The 22,751-nt window shown below is 70.6% G+C and carries 25 protein-coding genes; 18 read left to right on the forward strand and 7 right to left on the reverse strand.

All coding sequences use genetic code 11. The features are described from left to right. The first annotated feature begins 3 nt into the window (after positions 1-3). The 6 genes from ACR68M_RS20305 (at position 4) to ACR68M_RS20330 (ending at position 5,520) form a co-directional block, all read left to right on the forward strand. Positions 4-651, forward strand: coding sequence for a histidine phosphatase family protein (locus ACR68M_RS20305; RefSeq protein WP_441251660.1), 648 nt, complete (start codon positions 4-6; stop codon positions 649-651). A 127-nt stretch (positions 652-778) separates the two neighbouring features. Then, positions 779-1,378 carry a TlpA family protein disulfide reductase gene (locus ACR68M_RS20310; RefSeq protein WP_441245535.1) on the forward strand — a complete coding sequence of 200 codons (600 nt, stop codon included), beginning with the start codon at positions 779-781 and terminating at the stop codon, positions 1,376-1,378. Next, on the forward strand, positions 1,375-2,151 hold the full coding sequence (locus tag ACR68M_RS20315) for a cytochrome c biogenesis CcdA family protein (RefSeq protein WP_441245536.1): 777 nt from the start codon (positions 1,375-1,377) through the stop codon (positions 2,149-2,151). Before ACR68M_RS20310 ends, ACR68M_RS20315 begins: the two co-directional genes overlap by 4 nt. A 2-nt stretch (positions 2,152-2,153) precedes the next feature. Further along, on the forward strand, positions 2,154-3,869 hold the full coding sequence (gene resB, locus ACR68M_RS20320; protein WP_441245537.1) for a cytochrome c biogenesis protein ResB: 1,716 nt from the start codon (positions 2,154-2,156) through the stop codon (positions 3,867-3,869). Positions 3,870-3,872: 3 nt separating this feature from the next. Further along, on the forward strand, positions 3,873-5,009 hold the full coding sequence (gene ccsB, locus ACR68M_RS20325; protein ID WP_441245538.1) for a c-type cytochrome biogenesis protein CcsB: 1,137 nt from the start codon (positions 3,873-3,875) through the stop codon (positions 5,007-5,009). Between the two features lie 106 nt (positions 5,010-5,115). Then, entirely contained in the window at positions 5,116-5,520 is a 405-nt protein-coding gene (locus tag ACR68M_RS20330) for a hypothetical protein (RefSeq protein WP_441245539.1), read from the forward strand. A 12-nt stretch (positions 5,521-5,532) separates the two neighbouring features. Here the strand turns inward: ACR68M_RS20330 and ACR68M_RS20335 are convergent, their stop codons facing one another. The 4 genes from ACR68M_RS20335 to ACR68M_RS20350 all read right to left on the reverse strand — a co-directional run bounded on the left by ACR68M_RS20335 (position 5,533) and on the right by ACR68M_RS20350 (position 8,488). Continuing rightward, positions 5,533-5,682, reverse strand: coding sequence for a hypothetical protein (locus ACR68M_RS20335; protein ID WP_441245540.1), 150 nt, complete (start codon positions 5,680-5,682; stop codon positions 5,533-5,535). 91 nt (positions 5,683-5,773) lie between these two features. After that, entirely contained in the window at positions 5,774-5,974 is a 201-nt protein-coding gene (locus ACR68M_RS20340) for an acyl-CoA carboxylase subunit epsilon (protein WP_441245541.1), read from the reverse strand. A 69-nt stretch (positions 5,975-6,043) separates the two neighbouring features. Continuing rightward, a complete protein-coding gene (locus tag ACR68M_RS20345; protein ID WP_441245542.1) occupies positions 6,044-7,645 on the reverse strand; it encodes an acyl-CoA carboxylase subunit beta in 1,602 nt (533 codons plus the stop codon). A 432-nt stretch (positions 7,646-8,077) separates the two neighbouring features. Further along, on the reverse strand, positions 8,078-8,488 hold the full coding sequence (locus tag ACR68M_RS20350; protein WP_441245543.1) for a PLD nuclease N-terminal domain-containing protein: 411 nt from the start codon (positions 8,486-8,488) through the stop codon (positions 8,078-8,080). A 79-nt stretch (positions 8,489-8,567) separates the two neighbouring features. Between ACR68M_RS20350 and ACR68M_RS20355 the strand changes: the two genes are divergently transcribed. The 6 genes from ACR68M_RS20355 (at position 8,568) to ACR68M_RS20380 (ending at position 14,416) form a co-directional block, all read left to right on the forward strand. Next, the gene (locus ACR68M_RS20355) at positions 8,568-10,025 is read left to right on the forward strand and encodes a menaquinone biosynthesis decarboxylase (RefSeq protein ID WP_441245544.1); all 1,458 of its coding nucleotides are present in this window, start codon (positions 8,568-8,570) and stop codon (positions 10,023-10,025) included. Next, entirely contained in the window at positions 10,022-10,921 is a 900-nt protein-coding gene (mqnP, locus tag ACR68M_RS20360; RefSeq protein ID WP_441245545.1) for a menaquinone biosynthesis prenyltransferase MqnP, read from the forward strand. Before ACR68M_RS20355 ends, mqnP begins: the two co-directional genes overlap by 4 nt. Before the next feature lie 101 nt (positions 10,922-11,022). Continuing rightward, positions 11,023-12,219: an acyltransferase family protein gene (locus ACR68M_RS20365; protein WP_441245546.1), complete on the forward strand. Its 1,197-nt coding sequence runs from the start codon at positions 11,023-11,025 to the stop codon at positions 12,217-12,219. Between the two features lie 52 nt (positions 12,220-12,271). Then, positions 12,272-12,658 carry a VOC family protein gene (locus ACR68M_RS20370; RefSeq protein WP_441245547.1) on the forward strand — a complete coding sequence of 129 codons (387 nt, stop codon included), beginning with the start codon at positions 12,272-12,274 and terminating at the stop codon, positions 12,656-12,658. 93 nt (positions 12,659-12,751) lie between these two features. After that, positions 12,752-13,108: a YciI family protein gene (locus tag ACR68M_RS20375; protein ID WP_441245548.1), complete on the forward strand. Its 357-nt coding sequence runs from the start codon at positions 12,752-12,754 to the stop codon at positions 13,106-13,108. A gap of 54 nt (positions 13,109-13,162) precedes the next feature. Next, complete coding sequence (locus ACR68M_RS20380) at positions 13,163-14,416, forward strand: RNA polymerase sigma factor (protein WP_441245549.1); 1,254 nt, start codon at positions 13,163-13,165, stop codon at positions 14,414-14,416. Here ACR68M_RS20380 and ACR68M_RS20385 read toward each other — a convergent pair. Further along, positions 14,402-15,115, reverse strand: coding sequence for an MOSC domain-containing protein (locus ACR68M_RS20385; RefSeq protein ID WP_441245550.1), 714 nt, complete (start codon positions 15,113-15,115; stop codon positions 14,402-14,404). The two genes, ACR68M_RS20380 and ACR68M_RS20385, sit on opposite strands and share 15 nt — an antisense overlap. Positions 15,116-15,177: 62 nt before the next feature. Further along, positions 15,178-15,918 (reverse strand): cyclase family protein, encoded by a 741-nt coding sequence (locus ACR68M_RS20390; RefSeq protein ID WP_441245551.1) that lies wholly within the window; start codon positions 15,916-15,918, stop codon positions 15,178-15,180. 59 nt (positions 15,919-15,977) lie between these two features. Here ACR68M_RS20390 and ACR68M_RS20395 point away from each other — a divergent pair, with 59 nt between their 5' ends. The 6 genes from ACR68M_RS20395 to ACR68M_RS20420 all read left to right on the forward strand — a co-directional run bounded on the left by ACR68M_RS20395 (position 15,978) and on the right by ACR68M_RS20420 (position 21,613). Beyond that, positions 15,978-16,619, forward strand: a complete 642-nt coding sequence (locus tag ACR68M_RS20395) for a UbiX family flavin prenyltransferase (protein ID WP_441245552.1) — start codon at positions 15,978-15,980, stop codon at positions 16,617-16,619. A gap of 118 nt (positions 16,620-16,737) precedes the next feature. Then, positions 16,738-17,199: an Lrp/AsnC family transcriptional regulator gene (locus ACR68M_RS20400; protein ID WP_280717885.1), complete on the forward strand. Its 462-nt coding sequence runs from the start codon at positions 16,738-16,740 to the stop codon at positions 17,197-17,199. A gap of 2 nt (positions 17,200-17,201) precedes the next feature. Further along, the gene (locus ACR68M_RS20405; protein WP_441245553.1) at positions 17,202-18,164 is read left to right on the forward strand and encodes a threonine ammonia-lyase; all 963 of its coding nucleotides are present in this window, start codon (positions 17,202-17,204) and stop codon (positions 18,162-18,164) included. Positions 18,165-18,215: 51 nt separating this feature from the next. Further along, complete coding sequence (gene mqnE, locus ACR68M_RS20410; RefSeq protein ID WP_441245554.1) at positions 18,216-19,379, forward strand: aminofutalosine synthase MqnE; 1,164 nt, start codon at positions 18,216-18,218, stop codon at positions 19,377-19,379. 229 nt (positions 19,380-19,608) lie between these two features. Continuing rightward, positions 19,609-20,541 (forward strand): L,D-transpeptidase family protein, encoded by a 933-nt coding sequence (locus tag ACR68M_RS20415; RefSeq protein WP_441245555.1) that lies wholly within the window; start codon positions 19,609-19,611, stop codon positions 20,539-20,541. Positions 20,542-20,671: 130 nt separating this feature from the next. After that, a complete protein-coding gene (locus tag ACR68M_RS20420) occupies positions 20,672-21,613 on the forward strand; it encodes a beta-ketoacyl-ACP synthase III (RefSeq protein ID WP_441245556.1) in 942 nt (313 codons plus the stop codon). 198 nt (positions 21,614-21,811) lie between these two features. Here ACR68M_RS20420 and ACR68M_RS20425 read toward each other — a convergent pair whose 3' ends face one another. After that, a complete protein-coding gene (locus ACR68M_RS20425) occupies positions 21,812-22,453 on the reverse strand; it encodes a TetR family transcriptional regulator (protein WP_441245557.1) in 642 nt (213 codons plus the stop codon). Positions 22,454-22,751 lie beyond the last annotated feature (298 nt).

The raw sequence follows: 22,751 nt of genomic DNA on the forward strand, positions 1-22,751 counted from the left end.
CTGATGCGGCACGGCGAGGTGCACAACCCGGAGGGCATCCTCTACGGACGCCTGCCCGGCTACCGCCTCTCCGAGCTCGGCCGGGAGATGGCCGACCGCGTCGCCGACCACCTGGCGGACCGTGACATCACGTACGTGGTCGCCTCGCCGCTGGAGCGCGCGCAGGAGACCGCCGCGCCGATCGGCAAGGCGCACGGCCTGGAGATCGCCTCCGACGATCGGCTGATCGAGGCGGACAACATCTTCCAGGGCAAGACCTTCGGCGTCGGCGACGGTTCGCTGCGCAACCCGGGGTACTGGAAGTACCTGACCAACCCGTTCAAGCCGTCCTGGGGCGAGCCGTACATCGAGCAGGTCGTCCGGATGATGGGCGCCCTCGCGGCGGCCCGGGACGCGGCGCGCGGGCACGAGGCGGTCTGCGTCAGCCACCAGCTGCCGATCTGGATCGTCCGCTCCTTCGCCGAGCGCCGCCGGCTCTGGCACGACCCGCGCAACCGGCAGTGCTCGCTGGCCTCGCTGACCAGCTTCACGTACGAGGACGACCGGATCGTCTCGATCGGCTACAGCGAGCCGGCCCGCGATCTGCTCCCCGCGCACCTGGTCTCCAAGGGCGGCAAGGACAAGCCCGTGGGGAAGAGTTTCGGGGCGTGAGCAGCCACCGTCGGGGCGCGCCCCAAATAAGTGGATCATAAGTATAAGAACCGCAGGTCAGGTGGGGTCCGACACGCAAGGTCGGACCCCCCTAAAACGCCCTGAAGTCCCATGCGAAACTTTTCACATGTCTGGGACGAACCGCCGCCGCATCCGCCTGGCCGCCCTGCTCGCGGCAACCGCATCGCTGGCACTCACCGCCTGCTCGTCAGGCGCCTCCGGCGGTGGCGGCCAGACCGGCTTCATCGCCGGAAAGGGCGGTCTGGACACCGCCACGGCCGGCCACCGCAAGGACGCCCCCGCCATCTCCGGCACCCTGCTCGACGGCGGCAAGGCCGCCCTTGCCGACTACCGGGGCAAGGTCGTCGTCCTGAACGTCTGGGGCTCCTGGTGCAACCCGTGCCGCGCCGAGGCGAAGGGCCTCCAGGAGGTCGCCGACAAGTTCAAGGGCCAGGACGTGCAGTTCCTCGGCCTCAACACCCGGGACCCGGACCCGACCAACGCCATCGCCTTCGAGAAGAACTTCGGGATCACCTACCCCAGCCTGTACGACCCGGACGGCACCCAGATCCTCAAGTTCCCCAAGGGCAGCCTCAACCCGCAGGCCATCCCCTCCACCATCGTGGTCGACCGCGACGGCAAGCTCGCCGCCCGCTCACTGCGCGCCCTCTCGGCGGAGGACCTGGAGAGCCTGTTGAAGCCGATCGTCGCCGAGAAGTCCCAGTGAGCACTGCCCTGATCGCCGAGGCAGCCGTCAACCAGACGGTGTTCGACGGCGCGATCCTGCTCGCCATCCCGGTGGCACTGCTCGCCGGGCTGGTCTCGTTCTTCTCGCCCTGCGTGCTGCCGCTCGTCCCCGGCTACCTCAGCTACGTCACCGGCTTCTCCGCCGTCGACCTCGCTGACGCCAAGGGCGCCAAGCGGGGGCGGATGGTGCTCGGCTCGGCGCTGTTCGTCCTCGGCTTCTCCGCCGTCTTCGTCTCCGGCGGCGCCCTGTTCGGCTTCTTCGGGGACACCCTCGCGCATTACCGACACATCATCAACATCGTGATGGGCATAGTGACGGTGCTGATGGGCCTGGCCTTCATGGGGTTGCTGCCCGGCTTCAGCATGCGCGAGCTGCGCACGCACCGCCGCCCGGCGGTCGGCCTGGCCGGAGCGCCGCTGCTCGGCATCGTGTTCGGGCTCGGCTGGTCGCCCTGTCTCGGGCCCACCTACTCCGCGATCAACACCCTGGCGATGAACGAGGCCAACCCCTGGCGCGGCTCGGTCCTCGCTGTCGTGTACTGCCTGGGCCTCGGCGTACCGTTCATCGTGGCCGCGCTGGCCTTCCGCCGGGCGCTCACCGCGTTCGGCTGGATCAAGCAGCACTACCAGTGGGTGATGCGGATCGGCGGCGGCATGCTGGTCGCGGTCGGTCTGCTGCTCCTCACCGGGGCCTGGGACGACCTGGTCGGCCAGCTTCGCAACGCCTTCGCCGACTTCTCGATCGGAATCTGACCGTGAGCGACACCCGTACCCGCCCCCCGGAGGACATCCCGGAGGACACCCCGGACGGCCTCCCGGAGGCTGACGAGCTCTCGGCCGGGCGCCTCAGCAGTCAGCCCCTCGAGTCCGACGGCCCCTCCGGCATAGGGGTCTTCGGCTGGCTGCGCTGGACGTGGCGTCAGCTGACCTCGATGCGGGTCGCGCTGATCCTGCTCTTCATGCTCTCGCTGGCGGCCATCCCGGGCTCGCTGATCCCGCAGAACAGCCAGAACTCCTTCAAGGTGCAGAACTGGCAGGCCGCCCACAAGGGCGTCACGCCGATCTACCAGAAGCTCCAGCTGTTCGACGTCTACAGCTCGGTCTGGTTCTCGGCGATCTACCTGCTGCTCTTCATCTCGCTCGCGGGCTGCATCATCCCCCGCACCTGGCAGTTCGTCGGCGTGCTGCGGGCCCAGCCCCCGGCCGCGCCCGGCAACCTGACCCGGATGCCGGTGTACGCGGCCTGGCACACCTCGGCCGACGCCAAGACGGTCAACACCGCCGCGTACCAGCACCTCAAGCGGCGCGGCTTCCGCAGCCACCTCGGTGGCGGCGCGGTCGCCGCCGAGAAGGGGTACCTGCGCGAGGTCGGCAACCTGCTCTTCCACCTCTCGCTCTTCGCGCTGCTGGCCGGCTTCGGCTGGGCGAGCCTGGCGAGCGGCCAGGGCGGCAAGCTGGTGATCGAGGGTCAGGGTTACTCGAACACCACGACGCAGCTGGACGACTTCACCGGCTCGGCCTTCTACGGCTCCGAGGACCTGGACGCCTTCGGCTTCAAGCTGGACGGCTTCACCGCCCGCTACCAGACCAGCGGCGACCAGATCGGCAGCGCCCGCGAGTTCACCGCGCACATCCGGTACTGGACCGGCAGCGACGACACCCGGCTGACCAAGGGCGACATCCAGGTCAACCACCCGCTGGAGATCGGCGGCAGCAAGGTCTTCCTGATCGGCCACGGCTACGCCCCGGTCGTCACTGTGAAGAACGCCAAGGGCGAGAAGGTCTACACCGGCCCGACGCCCTTCCTGCCGCAGGACGCCAACCTGACTTCGACCGGCGTGGTCAAGGTCAACGACTACGGCCAGAAGGACGGCAAGGACACCCAGCTGGGCCTGAGCGGCTTCTTCCTGCCGACGGCCGCCGCCGACTTCACCCACACCGGCCCGATCTCGCTCTTCCCGGACACCGCCGATCCGGTGCTGGTGCTCAACGCCTACGCGGGCGACCTGCGCAGCAACTCGGGGCTCCCATCCAACGTCTACCAGCTGGACACCAAGGGCATGACCCGGCTCCTGGTGAACGGCCAGCCCGCGATCGTGAAGCTGAAGCCGGGTCAGGGCTGGACCCTCCCGGACGGCTACGGCACCGTCACCTTCGACGGCTACGAGCAGTGGGCCAGCTTCACCGTCTCGCACCGGCCGGGCAATGCCGTGGCCCTCACCGGCGCCGTCTGCGCGATCCTCGGCCTGATCGGCTCGCTCTTCGTGCAGCGTCGCCGGATCTGGGTCCGGGCCGTGGCGACGCCGGACGGCCGCACCCTGGTCGAGGTCGCCGGACTGGCCCGCAGCGAGTCGGCGAAGATCGCCGAGGAGCTGGCCGAACTCGCCGTCGACCTCCAGGACGAAGCCCCAGCCCTCGACGACGGCCCCACAGACGAAGACCAACCCGCTGACCCGGACTCCAAGGAGTAGACGGTGCTGATCGCATCAGGGGTCGACCCCCAGCTGGCCGACCTCTCCAACAAGCTGATCTACGCGGCGATGGCCGTGTACCTGCTCGCCATGTTCGCCCACATCTTCGAGTGGACCTTCGGCAGCAAGGGCGCCGTCGCCGTCCGCTCCACCGAGCAGGCGACGCTCGCCGAGACGGTGGCCGCCGCCAAGGCCCCCGAGGTGGTCAAGAAGGTGACGGTCACCGTCGCCTCCGCCGGTGGCGGCACCACCACGCTGACCCGTACCGCCCTCGCCGACGCCGGGGCGACGGTGGTCACCAGCGGCCGCGGCGACAACGACGAGGTGGACGGTCCGGGCGCGGCGGGCAGCAGCGAGAAGGGCGACCTGGCGGGCCGGATCGCCATCTCGCTGACCGTCCTGGGCGCGCTGCTGCACATCGCCGGCGTGATCACCCGCGGCCTCTCGGTCACCCGCTGGCCGTGGGGCAACATGTACGAGTTCTCCTGCGCCTTCGCGCTGACCACGGTGCTGGCGTACCTGGGTCTGCTGGTCGCCAAGAAGAACGTCCGCTGGCTCGGCCTGCCGGTCACGGTCGCCGTGGTGCTGACGCTGGGCCTCGCTGTCAGCGTGCTGTACACCGAGTCCGAGCAGCTCGTCCCGGCCCTGCACTCGTACTGGCTGGCCATCCACGTCTCCGCCGCGATCATCTGCGGTGGCGCCTTCTACGCCGGCTTCGCGGCCACCGCGCTCTACCTGGGCAAGGGCTGGTACGACCGCCGGATCGCCGAAGGCATGACCACCGGCCCGTTCGGCACCCCGGCCTCGATCTGGCAGCGGCTCCCCGCCGCGTCGACGCTCGACAAGCTCTCGTACCGGATCAACGCGCTGGTCTTCCCGCTGTGGACGTTCACCATCATCGCGGGCGCGATCTGGGCCGAGGCCGCCTGGGGCAAGTACTGGGAGTGGGACCCGAAGGAGACCTGGTCGTTCATCACCTGGGTCGTCTACGCCTGCTACCTGCACGCCCGTGCCACGGCCGGTTGGAAGGGCCGCAAGGCCGCCTACCTGGCTCTGCTGGCCTTCGCCTGCTTCCTGTTCAACTACTACGGCGTCAACATCTTCGTCACCGGCAAGCACTCGTACGCGGGCGTCGGCTGACCGTCCGGGTGATGAGGTGGCACAGTCCCGGGACCGGGGGTTTCGGGACGTGCCACAGCGAGCACTGGTGTGCCGAAGGTCGAGAAGCCGCGAGGAGGGCCGCGCCATGGAGTGCGACGAGGTCATGCTGACCGTCAGGATCACCGCGCGTGAGCGGGCGCTGCTGCGCAGCCTCGCGCAGGGGCACCGCAGCGACGTGTCCGAGGTGGTCGCCGACGGGCTGCTGGACGTGTTGCCGACGCTGCTGAGCACGGCCGACGCCTACCGCTTCCTGGCGGCCCTGACGCCCCCGGCGCCGTGTGCTCAGACCGTCTGGCTGCCGGCCGCCCTCAGCGACCTCCTGGTGCTCGCCGCTGCGCGCGTCGCGCAGGCCACCGGCGTCCGCCTCGGCTCCGCCACGGCCGTCCTGGCCGCCGCCGTCCGGCTCTGGCTCAGCCAGGACCCGCAGCGGCTGGCGGCCAACCTGCACGCCATGCACGAGGGCCGCTCGGCGGCCCTGACGGCCGCGTAGGGGCCCTGTGGGCTAGCCCTCGGGCCACTTGTGCTCGTGGGGCATGCTGCTGTGGTGTTCGATCGGCTCTTCCGTGCCGTGCTCGGCCCAGAACCAGTAGCCGACGCCGGCAAGGGCCAGCAGGCCCACCGGGATCAGGACCGCAAGAATCCCCTCGACCATGTCGCCCCCACGACTCCCGCTCGCCTCCCCGTCCGAGGACGAGGACGTCGAATGCCGGGCGAGCGGTTCCCCGCGTGTGCCGGTCCGGCCGTTACGCCGCCTGCTGCCAGCTGACGGGGGAGTAGTAGGCCGGGCGGCGCTCCAGGCGCTGCCAGCGGGCGATGGGCTCGACTGCCGTGGCGGCGGCGCACTGGGCGGCGGTCGCACGGGCCATCAGGACGGCGGTGAGGGCGGCGAGTTCCTCGTCGGAGAGGGTGCCGCGAGTGATGCGGATGTCGGCTGAAGCGCTCATGGTGTGGGTTTCTCCCCCGGGGTGACGGCTGCGACAGGTGGTGCCTGGTGCTGCTGGGTGGAGCCCCGACTACATCGGCGGGTTGCCGTGCTTACGGCTGGGCAGGTCGGCGTGCTTGGTGCGGAGCATCGCGAGCGAGGAGGCGAGCACCGCGCGGGTCTCGGCCGGGTCGATGACGTCGTCCACGAGGCCGCGCTCGGCCGCGTAGTACGGGTGCATCAGCTCGCTCTTGTACTCCTTGATCTTCTGCGCGCGAGTGGCCTCCGGGTCCTCGGACCCGGCGATGTCACGGCGGAAGATGACGTTGGCCGCGCCCTCGGCGCCCATCACGGCGATCTCGTTGGTCGGCCAGGCGAAGGAGAGGTCGGCGCCGATCGAGCGCGAGTCCATGACGATGTAGGCGCCGCCGTAGGCCTTGCGCAGGATCAGCTGGATGCGCGGCACGGTGGCGTTGCAGTACGCGTACAGCAGCTTGGCGCCGTGCCGGATGATGCCGTCGTGCTCCTGGTCGACGCCGGGCAGGAAGCCGGGGACGTCGAGCATGGTCACGAGCGGGATGTTGAAGGCGTCGCACATCTGGACGAAGCGCGCGGCCTTCTCGGAGGCGTTGATGTCGAGGACGCCGGCCAGCGACTGCGGCTGGTTGGCAATGATGCCGGTGACGTGGCCGTCGATCCGGGCCAGCACGCACAGCACGTTGGTCGCCCAGCGCTCGTGGATCTCCAGGTACTCGCCGTGGTCGACGATCTCCTCGATCACCTTGCGCATGTCGTACGGGCGGTTGCCGTCGGCCGGGACGAGGTCGAGCAGTACGTCGTTGCGGCGCTCGACCGGGTCGTCGGAGGGGACGGCCGGGGGCATCTCGCGGTTGTTCTGCGGGAGCAGCGAGAGGAGGTAGCGGACCTCCTCGATGCAGGACTGCTCGTCGTCGTAGGCGAAGTGCGAGACGCCGGAGACGCCGGAGTGCACGTCGGCGCCGCCGAGGCCGTTCTGGCTGATCTTCTCGCCGGTGACGGCCTGCACGACGTCCGGGCCGGTGATGAACATCTGCGAGGTCTCGCGGACCATGAAGATGAAGTCGGTCAGCGCGGGGGAGTAGGCGGCGCCACCGGCGCACGGGCCGAGCATCACCGAGATCTGCGGGATGACGCCGGAGGCGCGGGTGTTGCGCTGGAAGATGCCGCCGTACCCGGCGAGCGCGGTGACGCCCTCCTGGATGCGGGCGCCGGCGCCGTCGTTCAGGGAGACCAGCGGAGCACCGGCCGCGATGGCCATGTCCATGATCTTGTGGATCTTCTGCGCGTGGGCCTCGCCCAGTGCGCCGCCGAAGATCCGGAAGTCGTGTGCGTAGGTGAAGACGGTGCGCCCGTGCACGGTGCCCCAGCCGACGATCACACCGTCGGTGTGCGGCTTCTTGGCCTCCAGGCCGAAGCCGGTGGCACGGTGGCGGCGCAGCGGCTCGATCTCGCGGAAGGAGCCCTCGTCGAGGAGCAGGTCGATCCGCTCACGCGCCGTCAGCTTGCCCTTGGCGTGCTGCGCCTCGGTCGCCTTCTCGCTCGGGCCGCGTCGGACCTTGTCCCGAAGGTCCCGCAGCTCGGCGACCCGCCCGTGCGCGTCGGCCGGGATCTCGGGGATCTCGTCGCCGACCGGCGCGTCGTGCAGAACCGTCATCTCGAACCACTCCAAGTGTGAGGGAACTGTCCGACAGCCGGCCTGCTGTGGCGGCGGCTGCTGCTGCGAACACTTCTTCACCTATGACACTACGAGGGATCACACCCGGATTTCGGCGTCGATTCCGTACAAGGTCGGGCCCCAGAACATGTGAGAGGCATACAGAAACGGAGCTCTCCCACGAGCCGTTTCCGAGCCCGTTCCGGCTATGCACATTTGCCTTGCAGATTACCGGCCGTTTCGCTGTATCCGCAGGTCACAATGGTCGCGAACGGGGTCGGAGGGGGCGCGCGACGGGCTCGCGCACGGGTGTGCGCGGCCGGTCGGCGGCGGTTGGCAGAAGGTGACGTTTCTGCGCGGTCTCGTAGGGATGCGCCAAACGAGGGTCCGTCCGGCCGGGCCGGGCTGTCAGCTTCCTGCCGCGTTCGGTCCTCAGGGCTTCTCGGGCTCGTCCTTGTCGCGTAGCTGCTCCTCGCGACGGCGGAGGTCGGCCTCCCACTGCTTGAGCATGTCCTCGTGCTTCTGGTTGTCCTTCTTGAGGGAGGCCAGGAACTCGGGGTCGTCGTCGGGCGCCCCGGAGCGGCTGCGCGGGCGCTCGTACTCGGGGTACCCGGCGGTCTGGCCGGACGGCCAGGGGACGTTGCGCGAGCGGGCGCCGCCGCGCTGCTTGCCGGCCGCCAGCCAGGCGATCGGGCCGAGCAGCACCTCACCGAAGAGCAGGATGATGATGATCCACACCACCTTGGGGAGGTGCTTCACCTCCTCCTCCGGCGTGGTCAGGCAGTCGATGAACGCCCAGATCCACAGGGCGAGTACAAGCAGGAACGGCAGCATCCTCAGCACGGCGGCGATCTCCCCCGGAGACGATTAGGTGGGGCCCTCTTGGCGGGGCCAGGTTAGTCCGTGTCGGATACTGATACGCATGGCATACGACGATCTCCGCTCGTTTCTCCGGGCCCTGGAGCGCGAGGGTGACCTCAGGCGCATCAAGGCCGAGGTCGACCCCCATCTGGAGATCGGCGAGATCGTCGACCGCGTCCAGAAGGCCAAGGGTCCGGCCCTGCTCTTCGAGAACGTCAAGGGCTGCTCGGTGCCGCTCGCGATGAACGTCTTCGGTACGGAGCGCCGGCTCGCGAAGTCGCTCGGCCTGAAGTCGCCCGACGACATCGCGGAGAAGATCGCCGGGCTGCTGAAGCCCGAGCTGCCGCAGGGCTTCACCGGCTTCCGGGACGCCTTCGGCAAGCTCGCCTCGATGGCCCACGTGCCGCCGAAGAACGTGAAGGCTGCCGACGCCCCCGTGCAGGAGGTCGTGCTCACCGGCGACGACGTCGACCTGGACGACCTGCCCGCACTCTTCACCTGGCCGCTGGACGGCGGCTCCTTCTTCAACCTGGGCCTGACCCACACCAAGGACCCGGACTCCGGCATCCGCAACCTCGGTCTGTACCGCCTCCAGCGGCACGACAAGCGGACCATCGGCATGCACTGGCAGATCCACAAGGACAGCCGCAACCACTACGCGGTGGCCGCCAAGCGCGGCGAGCGCCTGCCGGTCGCGATCGCCTTCGGCTGCCCGCCGGTCGTCACGTACGCGGCGACCGCGCCGCTGCCGGGGGACATCGACGAGTACCTGTTCGCCGGGTTCGTCGCGGGTGAGCGCGTCCGGATGGTCGACTGCAAGACCGTGCCGTTGCAGGTACCGGCCGATGCCGAGGTCGTCCTGGAGGGCTGGCTGGAGCCGGGCGAGATGCTGCCGGAGGGGCCGTTCGGCGACCACACCGGCTTCTACACGCCGCAGGAGCCGTTCCCCGCGCTGACGATCGACTGCGTCACCATGCGGAAGCGGCCCATCCTGCAGTCCATCGTGGTCGGCCGCCCGCCGACCGAGGACGGGCCGCTGGGCAAGTTCACCGAGCGGTTCTTCCTGCCGCTGCTCAAGATCATCATCCCGGACATCGTGGACTACGACCTCCCCGAGGCCGGCGGCTTCCACAACTGCGTGATCGTCTCGATCGACAAGAAGTACCCCAAGCACGCCCAGAAGGTCATGCACGCGATCTGGGGCGCCCACATGATGTCGCTGACCAAGCTGATCATCGTGGTGGACGCCGACTGCGACGTCCACGACTACCAGGAGGTCGCCTGGCGGGCGCTCGGCAACACCGACTACAGCCGCGACCTCAGCGTCGTCGAGGGCCCGGTCGACCACCTCGACCACGCCTCGTACCAGCAGTTCTGGGGCGGCAAGGCCGGCATCGACGCCACCCGCAAGCTCCCCGAGGAGGGCTACACCCGCGACGGCGGCTGGCCCGAGATGGTCGCCTCCGACCCGGCCACCGCCGCCCTCGTCGACCGTCGCTGGAAGGAATACGGACTGTGAGTAGCACCGCTGCTGCCGTCACCCCCGGGCCGGCCAGGTCCTTCCTGCGCCTCGTCCTGATCGAGCACTCGGTCTTCGCCCTCCCCTTCGCCTACATCGCCGCACTCACCGCGATGTTCCTGGCCGACGGCGAGGTGCACTGGGGCCAGCTCTTCGTCGTCACCGTCTGCATGGTCGGCCTGCGGACCTTCGCGATGGCCGCCAACCGGATCATCGACCGCGAGATCGACGCCCGGAACCCGCGCACCGCCAGCCGCGAGCTCGTCACCGGCGCCGTCTCGCTGCGCACCGCCTACACCGGCTCGGCGATCGCGCTGCTGGTCTTCCTCGGGGCCGCCGCGCTGCTCAACCCGCTCTGCCTCTACCTGGCGCCGGTCGCCGTGGTGCCGATGGTGGTCTACCCGTACGGCAAGCGGTTCACCGACTTCCCGCATGCCATCCTCGGCCTCGCCCAGGCGATGGGCCCGATCGGCGCCTGGCTGGCCGTCACCGGCACCTGGTCCTGGGACGCGGTCGTGCTCGGCCTGGCCGTCGGCGTCTGGATCGGCGGCTTCGACCTGATCTTCGGCTGCCAGGACGTCGCGGCCGACCGCGCCGACGGCGTCCGGTCCGTCCCCGCCCGCTTCGGCGTCGCCGGGGCGCTCTACGGCGCCCGTGCCTGTCACGTCGTCACCACGGGGCTGCTCGCCTGGTACGCGGTGCTCACCCACGCCGGGGCGGCGTTCTGGGTCGGGCTGGCCGTGGTCGCCTGCGCGTTCGTCTACGAGCACTCGATCATCAAGCCCACCGACCTCTCCCGGCTCAACCGGGCCTTCTTCACCACCAACGGGTTCGTCGGCGTCTCGCTCTTCGTCTTCGCCCTGCTCGACCTGGTGATCCGGGGCCTCGGCGTGTGACACCCGGTCAGGCCGTCCGTGTAAGGAGATCCTAGGATCTTGGACGGACCTGGCCGGGCTGCTCCGACGCGTCGGTCGGGCCGCCGACGTGGGGGAAGCACGTGCACACCGCCCAGACATCCGACCGGTCCGCAGCGATACCAGCGGCGATACCCGCAGGCGTACCCGCTGCCCGGCCCACCGAGGCCGGGCCGCCGGCGTCGGCGGGGAAGGGCCCCCGACTCGACTCGCTCACCGGGCTCCGGATGTTCGCGGCGCTGCTGATCTTCTTCTACCACTTCGGGGTCGAGGACACCTTCTTCGGCACCACCCGGAGCCGGGACCAGGTCTGGCACCTCACCTACGGCGGGATATCGGCGGTCTCGTTCTTCTACCTGCTCTCCGGTTTCGTCCTCGCCTGGTCGGCCCGGCCGGGGGCCGGCAAGGCCCGGTTCTGGTGGCGGCGGTTCGCCAAGATCTACCCGAGCCACCTCGCCACCTTCCTGCTCGCGGTCGCGTTCACAGTCTGGATCGGCGGGCAGCTGCGGCTCCCGGTCGCAGCTGCCAACCTGACGCTCACCCAGGCGTGGGTGCCGAATTCCCGGGAGTACTGGTTCGGCTTCAACGGCGTCTCCTGGTCGCTCAGCTGCGAGGCGTTCTTCTACCTCTGCTTCCCGTTCGCCGTCGCGCTGGTCCGTCGGCTTTCGCCCCGGGGCCGCTGGGGCGTGGTGCTCGGCGGCAACGTCTTCGTCGTCCTGTTCCCGCTGGTGCTGGGTTGGCTGGGTCTGCTGCCGGCGATCAAGCCGAGCTACCCCGTCTACATGCTCCCGGCCACCCGGCTGGTCGAGTTCGTGATCGGCGTCGCGCTCGCCCTCCTGGTCAAGGAGGGCCACTGGCGCGGCCCCGGCATCACCGTCAGCTCCGCGCTCGCCCTGGCCGCCCTGATCTGGGGCGTGCACCTGGTCCCCGAGGCCATGCACTACTCGGCCTGCACGATCGTCCCGTACACCATGCTGGTCGCGGCCGCCGCCCGCGCCGATCTGCGCGGCACCCGCTCGGCCTTCCGGCAACGGCACATGGTCTACCTCGGCGAGGCCTCCTTCGCCTTCTACCTGGTGCACGAGCTGGTGATGTTCACCGGCAACCAGGTCATGAAGCACCACCCGCCCGTCGCCACCGTGCCGAACCTGGTCGCGGTCTTCTCGGTCGCGCTGGTGGGGGCCTTCGCCCTGCACGAGTTCGTGGAGAAACCCTGCCAGCGGCTGCTCACCAGCCGTACCTTCCGCCGTACCGCCCGTCGGGTGTCCTCGGGCGTGTGACGGCCGTTCGACGGGCTCGGCTGCCTATCCTGCTGAGCAGGAGGTGGCTGCGGTGATCGGCAGACTTCAGTGCGTGGTGCTCGACTGTCACTACCCGGCGGGGCTGGCGCACTTCTACGCCGCCCTGCTCGGCGGTGAGGTGGACCGGCCCGACCCCCGGTGGTCGCTGGACCCGGAGTGGTCGACCGTGCACGCCCCCGACGGCTTCGTCCTCGCCTTCCAGCGCGTCGAGGACTTCCGCCCGCCGGAGTGGCCCGACCCGGCGCACCCCCAGCAGCTACACCTCGACGTCGAGGTCGACGACCTCGACGCGGCGGAGGCCGAGGTGGTCGCGCTGGGCGCCGTCCGCAGGGACGCCCAGGCCGGCTTCCGGGTCTACCTCGACCCGGCCGGGCATCCGTTCTGCCTGGTCGCGGCGGCTCCGGAGAAGTCCCGCTGAAATTTCCGGCCGAGCCTGTCGATCCAGCCGTCTCCCGTTCGACATACGGGTGAGAAGCGGGGAACGGCCCTGCCTACCGACCGAGGAGTCACCATGCCGCGCTACCTGTCGATGATCCGTATCGACGAGCAGAACCTCCCCACCGAGGGCTTCCCGCCCGAGTTCGAGCAGCGGATGGGCGCCCTGCTGGAAGAGATCACCAAGGCCGGAGTCATGCTCGACACGGCCGGCCTGACCCCGACCTCCGAGGGCACCCGCCTCACCTGGTCCGACGGCCGGATCTCGGTCACCGACGGCCCCTTCACCGAGGCCAAGGAGGTCGTCGGGGGCTACGCCATCATCCAGGCCAAGGACAAGGCCGAGGCCCTCGAATGGACCCGCCGCTTCCTGGAGATCCACCCCGGCCACTGGACCATCACCTCCGAGGTCCGCGAGATCGCCGAAGGCTGAGGCCGCCGGCTGAGGTCACCGACGGGGCCCGCTGCTTGCGTGAACAATGGGCCTGTGACAACAGCCAGCGCAGCGGTTGAAGCGGTGTTCCGGATCGAGTCGGCGCGGATCATCGCCGTCGTGACCCGGATCGTGCGGGATGTCGGGATCGCCGAGGAGCTGGCCCAGGACGCCCTGGTCGCCGCGTTGGAGCAGTGGCCCGAGCAGGGCGTCCCGGACCGGCCCGCCGCCTGGCTGATGGCCACCGCCAAGCACCGGGCCGTCGATCTCGTCCGCCGCAAGGAGACGTACGCCCGCAAGCTCGCCGAGGTCGGCCGCAGGCTGGAGGACGTACCGCCGCCCGAGCCGCCGGAGGTGGACGACATCGACGACGACCTGCTGCGGCTGATCTTCACCGCCTGTCACCCCGTGCTCTCCACCGAGGCCCGGATCGCGCTCACCCTGCGGCTGCTGGGCGGCCTGACGACGGAGGAGGTCGCCCGCGCCTGCCTGGCCACCGAACCGACGGTGGCGCAGCGGATCGTCCGGGCCAAGCGGGCGCTCGCCAAGGCCGACGTCCCGTTCGAGGTGCCGTACGGCGCGGAGCGGGCGGCCCGGCTCGCCTCGGTGCTGGAGGTCATCTACCTGATCTTCAACGAGGGGTACTCGGCGACGGCGGGCGACGACTGGCTGCGGCCGGGCCTGTGCGAGGACGCCCTGCGGCTCGGCCGGGTGCTGGCGGGCCTGATGCCGAAGGAGCCGGAGGTGCACGGGCTGGTCGCGCTGCTGGAGATTCAGGCCTCCCGGACGGCCGCCCGGACGGGCCCCGACGGCGAGCCGGTGCTGCTCGCCGACCAGAACCGGACCCGCTGGGACCGGCTGCTGATCGGGCGTGGGTACGCCGCCCTGGCCCGCGCGAACGACCTGGGCGAGCCGCTCGGCCCGTACGCCCTCCAGGCCGCCGTCGCGGCCTGCCACGCGCGCGCCGTCCGCTACGAGGACACCGACTGGCCGACCATCGCCGCCCTCTACGGCCGTCTCGCGGCTGTCGCGCCGTCCCCCGTGGTCGAGCTCAACCGCGCGGTGGCCGTCTCGAAGGCCGAGGGCCCGGCCGCCGGACTGGCGCTGGTGGACACGCTGCTCGGCGAGCCGGCGCTGAGGGACTACCACCTCCTGCCGAGTGTCCGGGGCGATCTCCTCGCCCGGCTGGGCCGCCCGGCCGAGGCGCGGGCCGAGTTCGAACGGGCGGCCGCCCTGACCCGCAACGGACGGGAGCGGGCGCTGTTGCTGGAGCGGGCGGCCGGGCTCGGTGGTTCAGCCCGTCAGTGACAGGGTGTCGCCGACGCGCAGCGGGCCCGGGTGGGTGACTTCGGCGAGGGCGTCGAGGCGGTTGTCGTGGTGCTGGGCGATGGCCTTGAGGATCTCGGGGGCGTGCGGCAGGCCGGGCTGGGCGACGCCGGTCATGACGCAGCGTTCGCTGGCCCGGACGAAGGCCAGCTGCAGGCCGCCCCGGACGCGGGCCTGGTGGCCGAACCAGGTGTCCTCGACGAAGGGGGGTGTGCCGGGCGGGGTGCGGAGCAGGATGTTGGGGCGGAAGCGGCGTTCGTCGACGACAGCGGTGGGGACGGTGTGGCGGACCCAGTCGAGGGTCGCGGTGGTGAGGACGCTGACGGGCAGTTGGTCGAAGTGCGAGACGGCGTCCTCGCGGGCGAGTTCGACGTCGTCCCGGCCGAGGTAGGCGCGCAGGAAGGAGGTGGGGTCGGCGACGGGGCTGCCGAGCGGGTCGAGCAGGACGGGGGCGTCGATCCGGTGGCCGAGGCGGGAGCCGAGCCGCAGCAGGCCGTCCATCCGGCGGAAGCGCCGGGTGTTCTTGCCCGAGCCGAACTTCCCCTGGCCGTCGCGGACGGCGTAGAGCCGGTCCCCGGCGAGCCCGCGCTCGTCGACCTCCACCGAGTCGAGCCGCTCGCCGCAGGTGGATTTGACCGGGTAGCGCCAGAGCCGTTCGACCACCCCGATGATCTCTGCCATGCAGTGAGGGTAGCTGCGGCCGCCGAACTTGGTCTAGACCTACTGCCGCGCGGGCAGGCCCGTCACCCCACCCGGGCGACGGCCCGGACGGGGGCGCCGTCGGCCGCGACCAGCCGCAGCGGGAAGAGCGAGACGGAGACCGCCAGCCCGGCCGCCTGGGCGTCCAGCAGGGGCGTCAGGTCGGTGAGGTTCTCGGCGACGACCGCACCGCCGGGGGTGCCGAGCAGCACCCGGTGCGCGGCCAGGCCGGCCGCCTCGGCGACCGGGTCGTGCTCGTCGGCCAGGTCGGCGAGCAGCGCGGCGACGGCCGGGTCGGCGGGGCCCGGGTCGGGGGTGGGGTCGATGCTGAGCGCGTCCACGCCGAGCGTCCGGACCCCGGCGGCGGCGATGGCCTCGGCGGCCTCGGGGGTCAGCCAGGGGTGGGCGAGGTAGTGGTCGGTGCCCCAGTGCCGGGGCCAGCCGGTGGCGAGCAGCAGCACGGCGCCGGGGGTGACGAGGGCCAGCGCGTCGGCGAGCTGATCGGGGGTCACGGCGGCCCGGGGTGCGAGCCCGCGCAGGTCGGCGACGACGGCCGGGCCGGTGAAGAGCTCCAGCGGCAGCCCGTCCAGCGTCGGCCAGGTGACGTCCACGTGGTACGGCGCGTCCACGTGCGTGCCGGACTGCGAACCGAGGTGCAGCCCGAGCACGTTGACCCCGGCGGTGGCGGTGGTCAGCGCGGGCCGCAGCACCACCTCCGGATCGCCCGGGTAGACGGGCATGCCGGTGGTCACGGGATGAGTGAGATCGATCAACGTCGACGCCATGGGGCCCATCCTCTCGCCCCTGGGGTCCTGCATGGCCGAAGTAGCGAAAGATGGACCCCATGAGCACCGAGAAGCAGGTACGTCAGCCCTGGGTGGTCGGGGTGTCCGGGGCCTCCGGCACGCCGTACGCCGCAGCCGTGATCCGTGCGCTGGTGGCGGCGGGTGAGGCGGTGGACCTGGTGGTGAGCCGGGCGGCGCGGCTGACCATCCTGGACGAGACCGGCATCTCCTTCCGGGACGCCCACTGGGAGCAGGACCTGACGGAGTGGACGGGAGTCGACACCGGGGGCGTCCGCTACTGGGCGGCGGGTGACTTCGCGGCGGGTCCGTCCAGCGGCTCGTACCCGGCGAAGGGCATGTTGATCGTCCCGGCGAGCACCGGGGCGGTGGCGGGGGTGGCGCTCGGGCTGAGCAAGGACCTGTTGCAGCGGGTGGCGAGCGTGACGCTCAAGGAGCGGCGTCCGCTGGTCGTGTGCGTCCGGGAGACCCCCCTCAATGGGGTGACGCTGAAGCACCTGGTGGAGCTGGACACGCAGGGAGCCGTCGTGCTGCCCGCCTCGCCCGGCTTCTACGCGGGGGGTTCGACGGCCCGGGAAATGGTGGACTTCGTGGCCGGCCGGGTGCTGGACGCGGTCGGCGTGCCGCACGAGCTGTACCGGCGCTGGGAGGGGGAGTTGGGCACAGGTGGCAAGGTCGCGTAAGCCGGACGGTTACGGGAGAGTATGTTCTCTGTGATATCCGGGTCGATCCGCGCATGGCGCCTTTGAATCCGGATACTGATCTGTGGGTCTGGAGAGGTTCGGAAGGACGCGGGCGTATATGGACACGGTGGACAGACAGCTCATCCAGGCGCTCCGGGAGAACGGGCGCGCTTCGTACGCCGAACTCGGCCGTCTCGTGGGTCTGTCGGGCCCGAGCGTGACGGACCGGATCAACCGCCTGGAGCAGGCCGGGGTGATCACCGGCTACCGCGCGACGGTCAATCCGGCCTCGCTGGGCTTCGGCGTCACCGCTCTGATCGGCCTTCAGCTCACCGACGCGGCCGACCACGAGGACGTCGCGCACCGGCTCAAGGAGCTGGGTGAGGTCGAGGACTGCTGGTTCATCGCGGGCGACGACTCGTACATGCTCAAGGTGCGGGTCTCGAACGTCGAGGGCCTGGAGTCGGTGGTGAAGCGGCTCTCCGGCACCAAGGGGGTCGCCCGGACGAGGACGACGGTCGTCCTCTCCACGAAGTGGGAGAACCGGGTGAGTGACCTGCCGCTGGCCGAAGGGGAGTGACGATGCCCCTGGTCGGTGTCGACGAGTTGCGCGCGGCCCAGCGGCGGATCGCCGGGGTCGTCGTCCGTACGCCGCTGCTGCCCTGCCCGTGGGCGGCGACCGGCACCCGGGCCCTCTGGCTCAAGCCGGAGAGCCTGCAACCGACCGGGGCGTTCAAGCTGCGCGGCGCCTACAACCGGCTGGCCGCGCTGTCGGAGGCCGAGCGGGCACGCGGCGTGGTCGCCCAGTCCAGCGGCAACCACGCGCAGGCGGTGGCGTACGCCGCCGGGCTGCTCGGCATCAAGGCCGTCGTGGTGATGCCGGACACCTCCCCGGCGATGAAGGTCGCGGCGACCCGTGGCTACGGCGCCGAGGTGATCCTCGTCGCCCCGGACGAGCGCGACACGCTGCCCGCGCAGCTGGCCGCCGAGCAGGGGTACGTCTGGGTGCCGCCCTACGACGACCCGTACGTGATCGCCGGCCAGGGCACCGTCGGCCTGGAGATCGGCGAGGACGCCCCCGACGAGCTGGACACCGTGCTGGTGCCGGTCAGCGGCGGCGGGCTGATCTCCGGCACCGCGGCCGCCCTCAAGCTGACCTGCCCCGGGGTCCGCGTCATCGGTGTCGAGCCGGAGCTGGCCGCCGACGCCCAGGAGAGCCTGCGCACCGGCCGCCGGGTCAGCTGGCCCGCCGCCGACACCTACCGGACGATCGCGGACGGGCTGCGCACCACCAGCGTCGGCGAGCTGCCCTTCGAGCACCTGCTCGCGTACGTGGACGACATCGTGACCGTCTCCGAGCAGGAGATCCGCGAGACCGTCGCGTTGCTGGCCCGGCGCGGCCGACTGGTCGCCGAACCCTCCGGGGCGGTCGCCGCGGCGGCGTACTTCCACCGGGCCGAGGAGCTGGAGGGCCGGGTCTTCGCCGCGGTCGTCAGCGGCGGCAACCTCGAACCGGAGCTGCTGGCGGAGTTGCTCCGATCGTAGGCGTAGGCTCGGTCCGGTCAACATCCCAGGCACGAGGAGGCGGGTCACCGCATGGACGCAGGGCTCAAGCGCGAGCTGGAGGCGAAGGTCTACGCGGGCGAGCGGCTCACCCGCGAGGACGGGATCGCGCTCTACGAGAGCGACGACCTGGCCTGGCTCGGTGGCCTGGCGCACCACGTCCGGACGGTGAAGAACGGCGACGTCGTCCACTTCAACGTCAACCGCCACCTCAACATGACCAACGTCTGCGCGGCCTCCTGCGCGTACTGCTCGTTCCAGCGCAAGCCGGGCGAGAAGGACGCGTACACCATGCGGATCGAGGAGGCCGTCCGCCTCGCGAAGACGATGGAGAGCGAGTCGCTCACCGAGCTGCACATCGTCAACGGCCTGCACCCGACGCTGCCCTGGCGCTACTACCCGCGCTCGCTGCGCGAGCTGAAGGCCGCGCTGCCGAACGTCTCGCTGAAGGCGTTCACCGCCACCGAGATCCACTGGTTCGAGAAGATCAGCGGCCTGAGCGCCTCCGAGATCCTGGACGAGCTGATCGACGCCGGTCTGGAGTCGCTGACCGGCGGCGGCGCGGAGATCTTCGACTGGGAGGTCCGCCAGCACATCGTCGACCACGAGACCCACTGGGAGGACTGGTCGCGGATCCACCGCCTGGCGCACGAGAAGGGCCTCAAGACCCCCTCGACGATGCTCTACGGCCACATCGAGGAGCCCCGCCACCGGGTCGACCACGTGCTGCGGCTGCGTGAGCTGCAGGACGAGACCGGCGGCTTCCAGGTCTTCATCCCGCTGCGCTACCAGCACGACTTCCACGACTCCAAGGACGGCATCGTCCGCAACAAGCTGATGGCCCGTACCGAGATGGCGACGGGCGCGGAGGCGCTGAAGACCTTCGCGGTCTCCCGGCTGCTCTTCGACAACGTGCCGCACGTCAAGGTCTTCTGGGTGATGCACGGCGTCACCACCGCCCAGCTGGCGCTCAGCCACGGCGCGGACGACATGGACGGCTCGGTCGTCGAGTACAAGATCACCCACGACGCCGACAACTTCGGCACCCCGAACAAGCTCGGCCGCGACGACCTCCTCGGCCTGATCCGCGACGCCGGCTTCCGCCCGGTCGAGCGCAACACCCGCTACGAGATCATCCGCGAGTACGACGGCCCGGAGCTGAACCGGCGCGAGACGCCGCAGGCCATGCGCCTCTGAGCCACGACGAGGGCAGCACGGCCCTGCAGTACGCCGAGAGCCCCGGACGTCACGTCCGGGGCTCTCGGCCTGTGGGCAGTGCCACACAACCGGGCCGGGGGCCCCGGACGTCCTTGGGGACGGAGCAGGTGTTCAACGGAGCAGTGTTCATGAGACGGGACGCGTATGCTCACAGGCTCACCACACGCCACGGGTTCCCCTTCCGCCGGTGGCTTGGAAGGATCGACCCATGTCCGGTACCCGCCGCGCCAGCAACCCGCGCCGCCGCCAGGCCGCTGCGCCTGTCAGCCCCGCAGGACACCGTGGCGGCCGTCGACGCCGCAAGCCCCCGAAGCGCCGCGCCCGCAAGTTGATGACGAGCACGGCCATGCTGCTGGCCGCCGCCGCGGGCTGGTTCACCGTCGGGCCGGGCCGGAGCTTCCCCGCCGTCACCACCGCCGGTGCGCCGGACCGCACGCCCGACCAGGCGGCGACCGAGCAGGGGGCGCCCGGCCAGGGCGCGACCGGGCAGCCGGACGCCGCCCACACGGTGGCGCCGCCCGCCGACCGCTCGACCCGCGCGGCGGGCACCCTGAACGCGATAGCCGGGCTCGGCCCGGACTTCGTCGCGAAGATCCCGGCCGAGACCCGCCAGGTGCTGGTCGCCTCGGGCGTGGGCAAGGACGCCTCCGACACCACCGTCACCCTCTGGACCAGGACGGCCGAGGGCGGCTGGACGGCAGGCACCAGCTGGCCGGCCCACAACGCGTACAAGGGCTGGACGACCTCGCACGCCTCGGGTGACCTCCGCAGCCCGATCGGCCTGTTCTCGCTCACCGACGCGGGCGGCCGCAAGGCCGACCCGGGCGGAAAGCTCCCGTACGACCAGGACTCGTCCTTCGTGATGGGCGGCACGGGCTTCAACGGCGAGCCGCTGGCCGGGTCCTTCGACTACGTGGTGGCGATCAACTACAACCGGGTGGTGGGCAGTTCCCCGCTGGACACCCGCTTCCCCGAGGGCGCCGCCAAGGGCGGCGGGATCTGGCTGCACGTCGACCACGGCGGGCCGACCCACGGGTGCGTCTCGCTGACCGAGGACCACATGATCGAGCTGATCAAGCAGCTCGACCCGGCAGCCCATCCGATGATCGCGATGGGCGACGCCGCCTCACTGGCCGCCTGAACCCCACCCACCCCACAACGGACGACCCGTGTGCGGCATGGCCTGTTGTCCTCTCCCTACAGCATCCGGGCCGTTACCTTGTGCCAGGGCGTTACCCCTGGACTGACCGGTAACCGGGTTGAGTGGCAGTATGACCGCCTCCCGCATCGTGGCGCTCGGCCACTACCAGCCGCCCAAGGTCCTCACCAATGACGACCTGGCGAAGCTGGTCGACACCGACGACGAGTGGATTCGCAGTCGGGTCGGCATCCGTACCCGGCACATCGCGGTCGACGAGACCCTGGTCGACCTCGCCACCGAGGCCGCGCAGAAAGCGTTGGCCCACAGCGGCCGCCACGCCCAGGAGATCGACCTGGTCGTGGTCGCCACCTGCACCGCGATCGAGCGCAGCCCCAACACGGCCGCCGCAGTGGCGGCCCGGCTCGGTGTCCCCAGCCCGGCCGCCTACGACATCAACACCGTCTGCTCCGGCTTCTCCTACGCGCTGGCCACCGCCGACCACGCGATCCGCGCCGGTGCGGCGACCCGCGCCCTGGTGATCGGCGCCGAGCGGATGTCCGACACCATCGACTGGACGGACCGCTCCACCTGCGTGATCTTCGGCGACGGAGCCGGGGCCGCCGTGGTCGAGGCCGTCCCCGACGAGCAGGCCGGCATCGGCCCGGTGGTCTGGGGTTCGGAGCCCGAGAAGGGCGACGCCGTGGTCATCACGGGCTGGGACCCGACGATCAGCCAGGTCGGCCAGACGGTCTTCCGCTGGGCCACCACGAAGATCGCCCCGCTGGCCCGGGAGACCTGCTTCAAGGCCGGGATCGACCCGGCCGACCTCAAGGGCTTCGTCGCCCACCAGGCCAACCTGCGGATCATCGACGCGATCGCCAACAAGCTCGGCGCACCGAACGCGGTGATCGCCCGCGACGTGATCGAATCCGGCAACACCTCGGCCGCCTCAATCCCGCTCGCCCTCAGCAAGCTGGTCGAACGCGGCGAGCTCAGCTCGGGCGACCCGGTGCTGCTCTTCGGCTTCGGCGGCGGTCTCGCCTACGCCGGCCAGGTCATCCGCTGCCCGTAGCGCAGCCGGAGCCACCGCCACACGACTCAGCCACGTACGGATCAGGGTGTTGCCCCTGGTCGGTACGTGGCTGAGTTGCGCTGGGCACGCTGCCGGGCGTCGGCGGACCTCCCCCGAGGAGACACGGCCGCCGTCCGGCTCACCCCGGACAGGAGGCCGGGGCTGCGTGCTGGTGGGTGGGTGCGGTGGGGGTGGTGGTTACTTGGGCGGCTTCTTCCCTGTGACGCCCAGGTAGACCTGGAGCGCCAGGTTGGGCTTCAGGTCCTTGACCTTGACGCCCCAGGAGGTGAACGCCTTCGAGTGCTCGGCCGCGGAGGCGAGCAGCGAGGCCAGCGACCCGGCGATGGCGGCGGGATCGACCGACTTGTCGGTCTTGGCCTGATTGCCCTTGACCGCCTCGGTCAACGGTGCGACCACCGAGTTGAGGACCTTCATGCGGATCTTGAAGAACCGCTTGTCCCCTTCGGCTGCACCGAGAGTGACCACTCGGAGAATGGCGTCGTTCTTGCGCCAGAAGGCGAGGAATCCGTCCACCAGTTCTTCCGAAGTGGCGAAGCCGGTCTTTCCCGCCCAGGACTTTCCATCGACGAGCTCTTTGAGCCCGCCGCTGTCCTCGGCCATTTCCTCGGCGATCTCGAGGACTGCGCCCTCGACATCGGGGAAGTACTGGTAGAAGGTCGCGGGGGAGGTACCTGCCATACGGGCGACGTCGATGACCTTGACGTCCCGATACGGCGACGTGCTGAGCATCTCGCGGAGGCAGTCGAGCAGCTTCTGCCGCGTCTCCTGTCCGCGTCGCCCGGCGACGCGACCGTCGACGGTGCGAACTTGTCCTGTCATGCCGTCAGCTTACCGTGGCACGATCTTGCCGCGATTCGGTGATGCGACTATTACGCCGCCCGGGGGGTGCTAAGACGGCGTGCACACGGAATTCCGGGCGCGGCCGCCGATGGTTTCGAAGCCCCCCCGTGTGCTGATGAACCCACAGCGTGACGACGGGTCGGCTGAGGGGCGGTCGGGTGGCGCAGAGTGATCGTCAGGGAGCCGCGCGGTGAGCTCCGGCGGGTGTGCGGCGGGAGTCCGGACGTACCGCACGGAGCGGTGGCGGCGGGGGAGATTGGCTACGGCGGGGCGGGCA

Source organism: Kitasatospora sp. McL0602, from assembly GCF_052076145.1.
Taxonomy (GTDB): domain Bacteria; phylum Actinomycetota; class Actinomycetes; order Streptomycetales; family Streptomycetaceae; genus Kitasatospora.

Bases quoted from the DNA above. Each gene is read 5' to 3' on its own strand.
- ACR68M_RS20400 (WP_280717885.1), top strand. From the start codon at position 16,738: ATGGACACGGTGGACAGACAGCTCATCCAGGCGCTCCGGGAGAACGGG.
- ACR68M_RS20330 (WP_441245539.1), top strand. From the start codon at position 5,116: ATGGAGTGCGACGAGGTCATGCTGACCGTCAGGATCACCGCGCGTGAG.
- ACR68M_RS20355 (WP_441245544.1), top strand. From the start codon at position 8,568: ATGGCATACGACGATCTCCGCTCGTTTCTCCGGGCCCTGGAGCGCGAG.
- ACR68M_RS20345 (WP_441245542.1), bottom strand. From the start codon at position 7,645: ATGACGGTTCTGCACGACGCGCCGGTCGGCGACGAGATCCCCGAGATC.
- ACR68M_RS20395 (WP_441245552.1), top strand. From the start codon at position 15,978: ATGAGCACCGAGAAGCAGGTACGTCAGCCCTGGGTGGTCGGGGTGTCC.
- ACR68M_RS20385 (WP_441245550.1), bottom strand. From the start codon at position 15,115: ATGGCAGAGATCATCGGGGTGGTCGAACGGCTCTGGCGCTACCCGGTC.
- ACR68M_RS20335 (WP_441245540.1), bottom strand. From the start codon at position 5,682: ATGGTCGAGGGGATTCTTGCGGTCCTGATCCCGGTGGGCCTGCTGGCC.
- ACR68M_RS20415 (WP_441245555.1), top strand. From the start codon at position 19,609: ATGTCCGGTACCCGCCGCGCCAGCAACCCGCGCCGCCGCCAGGCCGCT.
- ACR68M_RS20390 (WP_441245551.1), bottom strand. From the start codon at position 15,918: ATGGCGTCGACGTTGATCGATCTCACTCATCCCGTGACCACCGGCATG.
- ACR68M_RS20375 (WP_441245548.1), top strand. From the start codon at position 12,752: ATGCCGCGCTACCTGTCGATGATCCGTATCGACGAGCAGAACCTCCCC.
- ACR68M_RS20340 (WP_441245541.1), bottom strand. From the start codon at position 5,974: ATGAGCGCTTCAGCCGACATCCGCATCACTCGCGGCACCCTCTCCGAC.
- ACR68M_RS20420 (WP_441245556.1), top strand. From the start codon at position 20,672: ATGACCGCCTCCCGCATCGTGGCGCTCGGCCACTACCAGCCGCCCAAG.
- ACR68M_RS20305 (WP_441251660.1), top strand. From the start codon at position 4: ATGCGGCACGGCGAGGTGCACAACCCGGAGGGCATCCTCTACGGACGC.
- ACR68M_RS20405 (WP_441245553.1), top strand. From the start codon at position 17,202: ATGCCCCTGGTCGGTGTCGACGAGTTGCGCGCGGCCCAGCGGCGGATC.
- ACR68M_RS20310 (WP_441245535.1), top strand. From the start codon at position 779: ATGTCTGGGACGAACCGCCGCCGCATCCGCCTGGCCGCCCTGCTCGCG.
- mqnE (WP_441245554.1), top strand. From the start codon at position 18,216: ATGGACGCAGGGCTCAAGCGCGAGCTGGAGGCGAAGGTCTACGCGGGC.
- ACR68M_RS20425 (WP_441245557.1), bottom strand. From the start codon at position 22,453: ATGACAGGACAAGTTCGCACCGTCGACGGTCGCGTCGCCGGGCGACGC.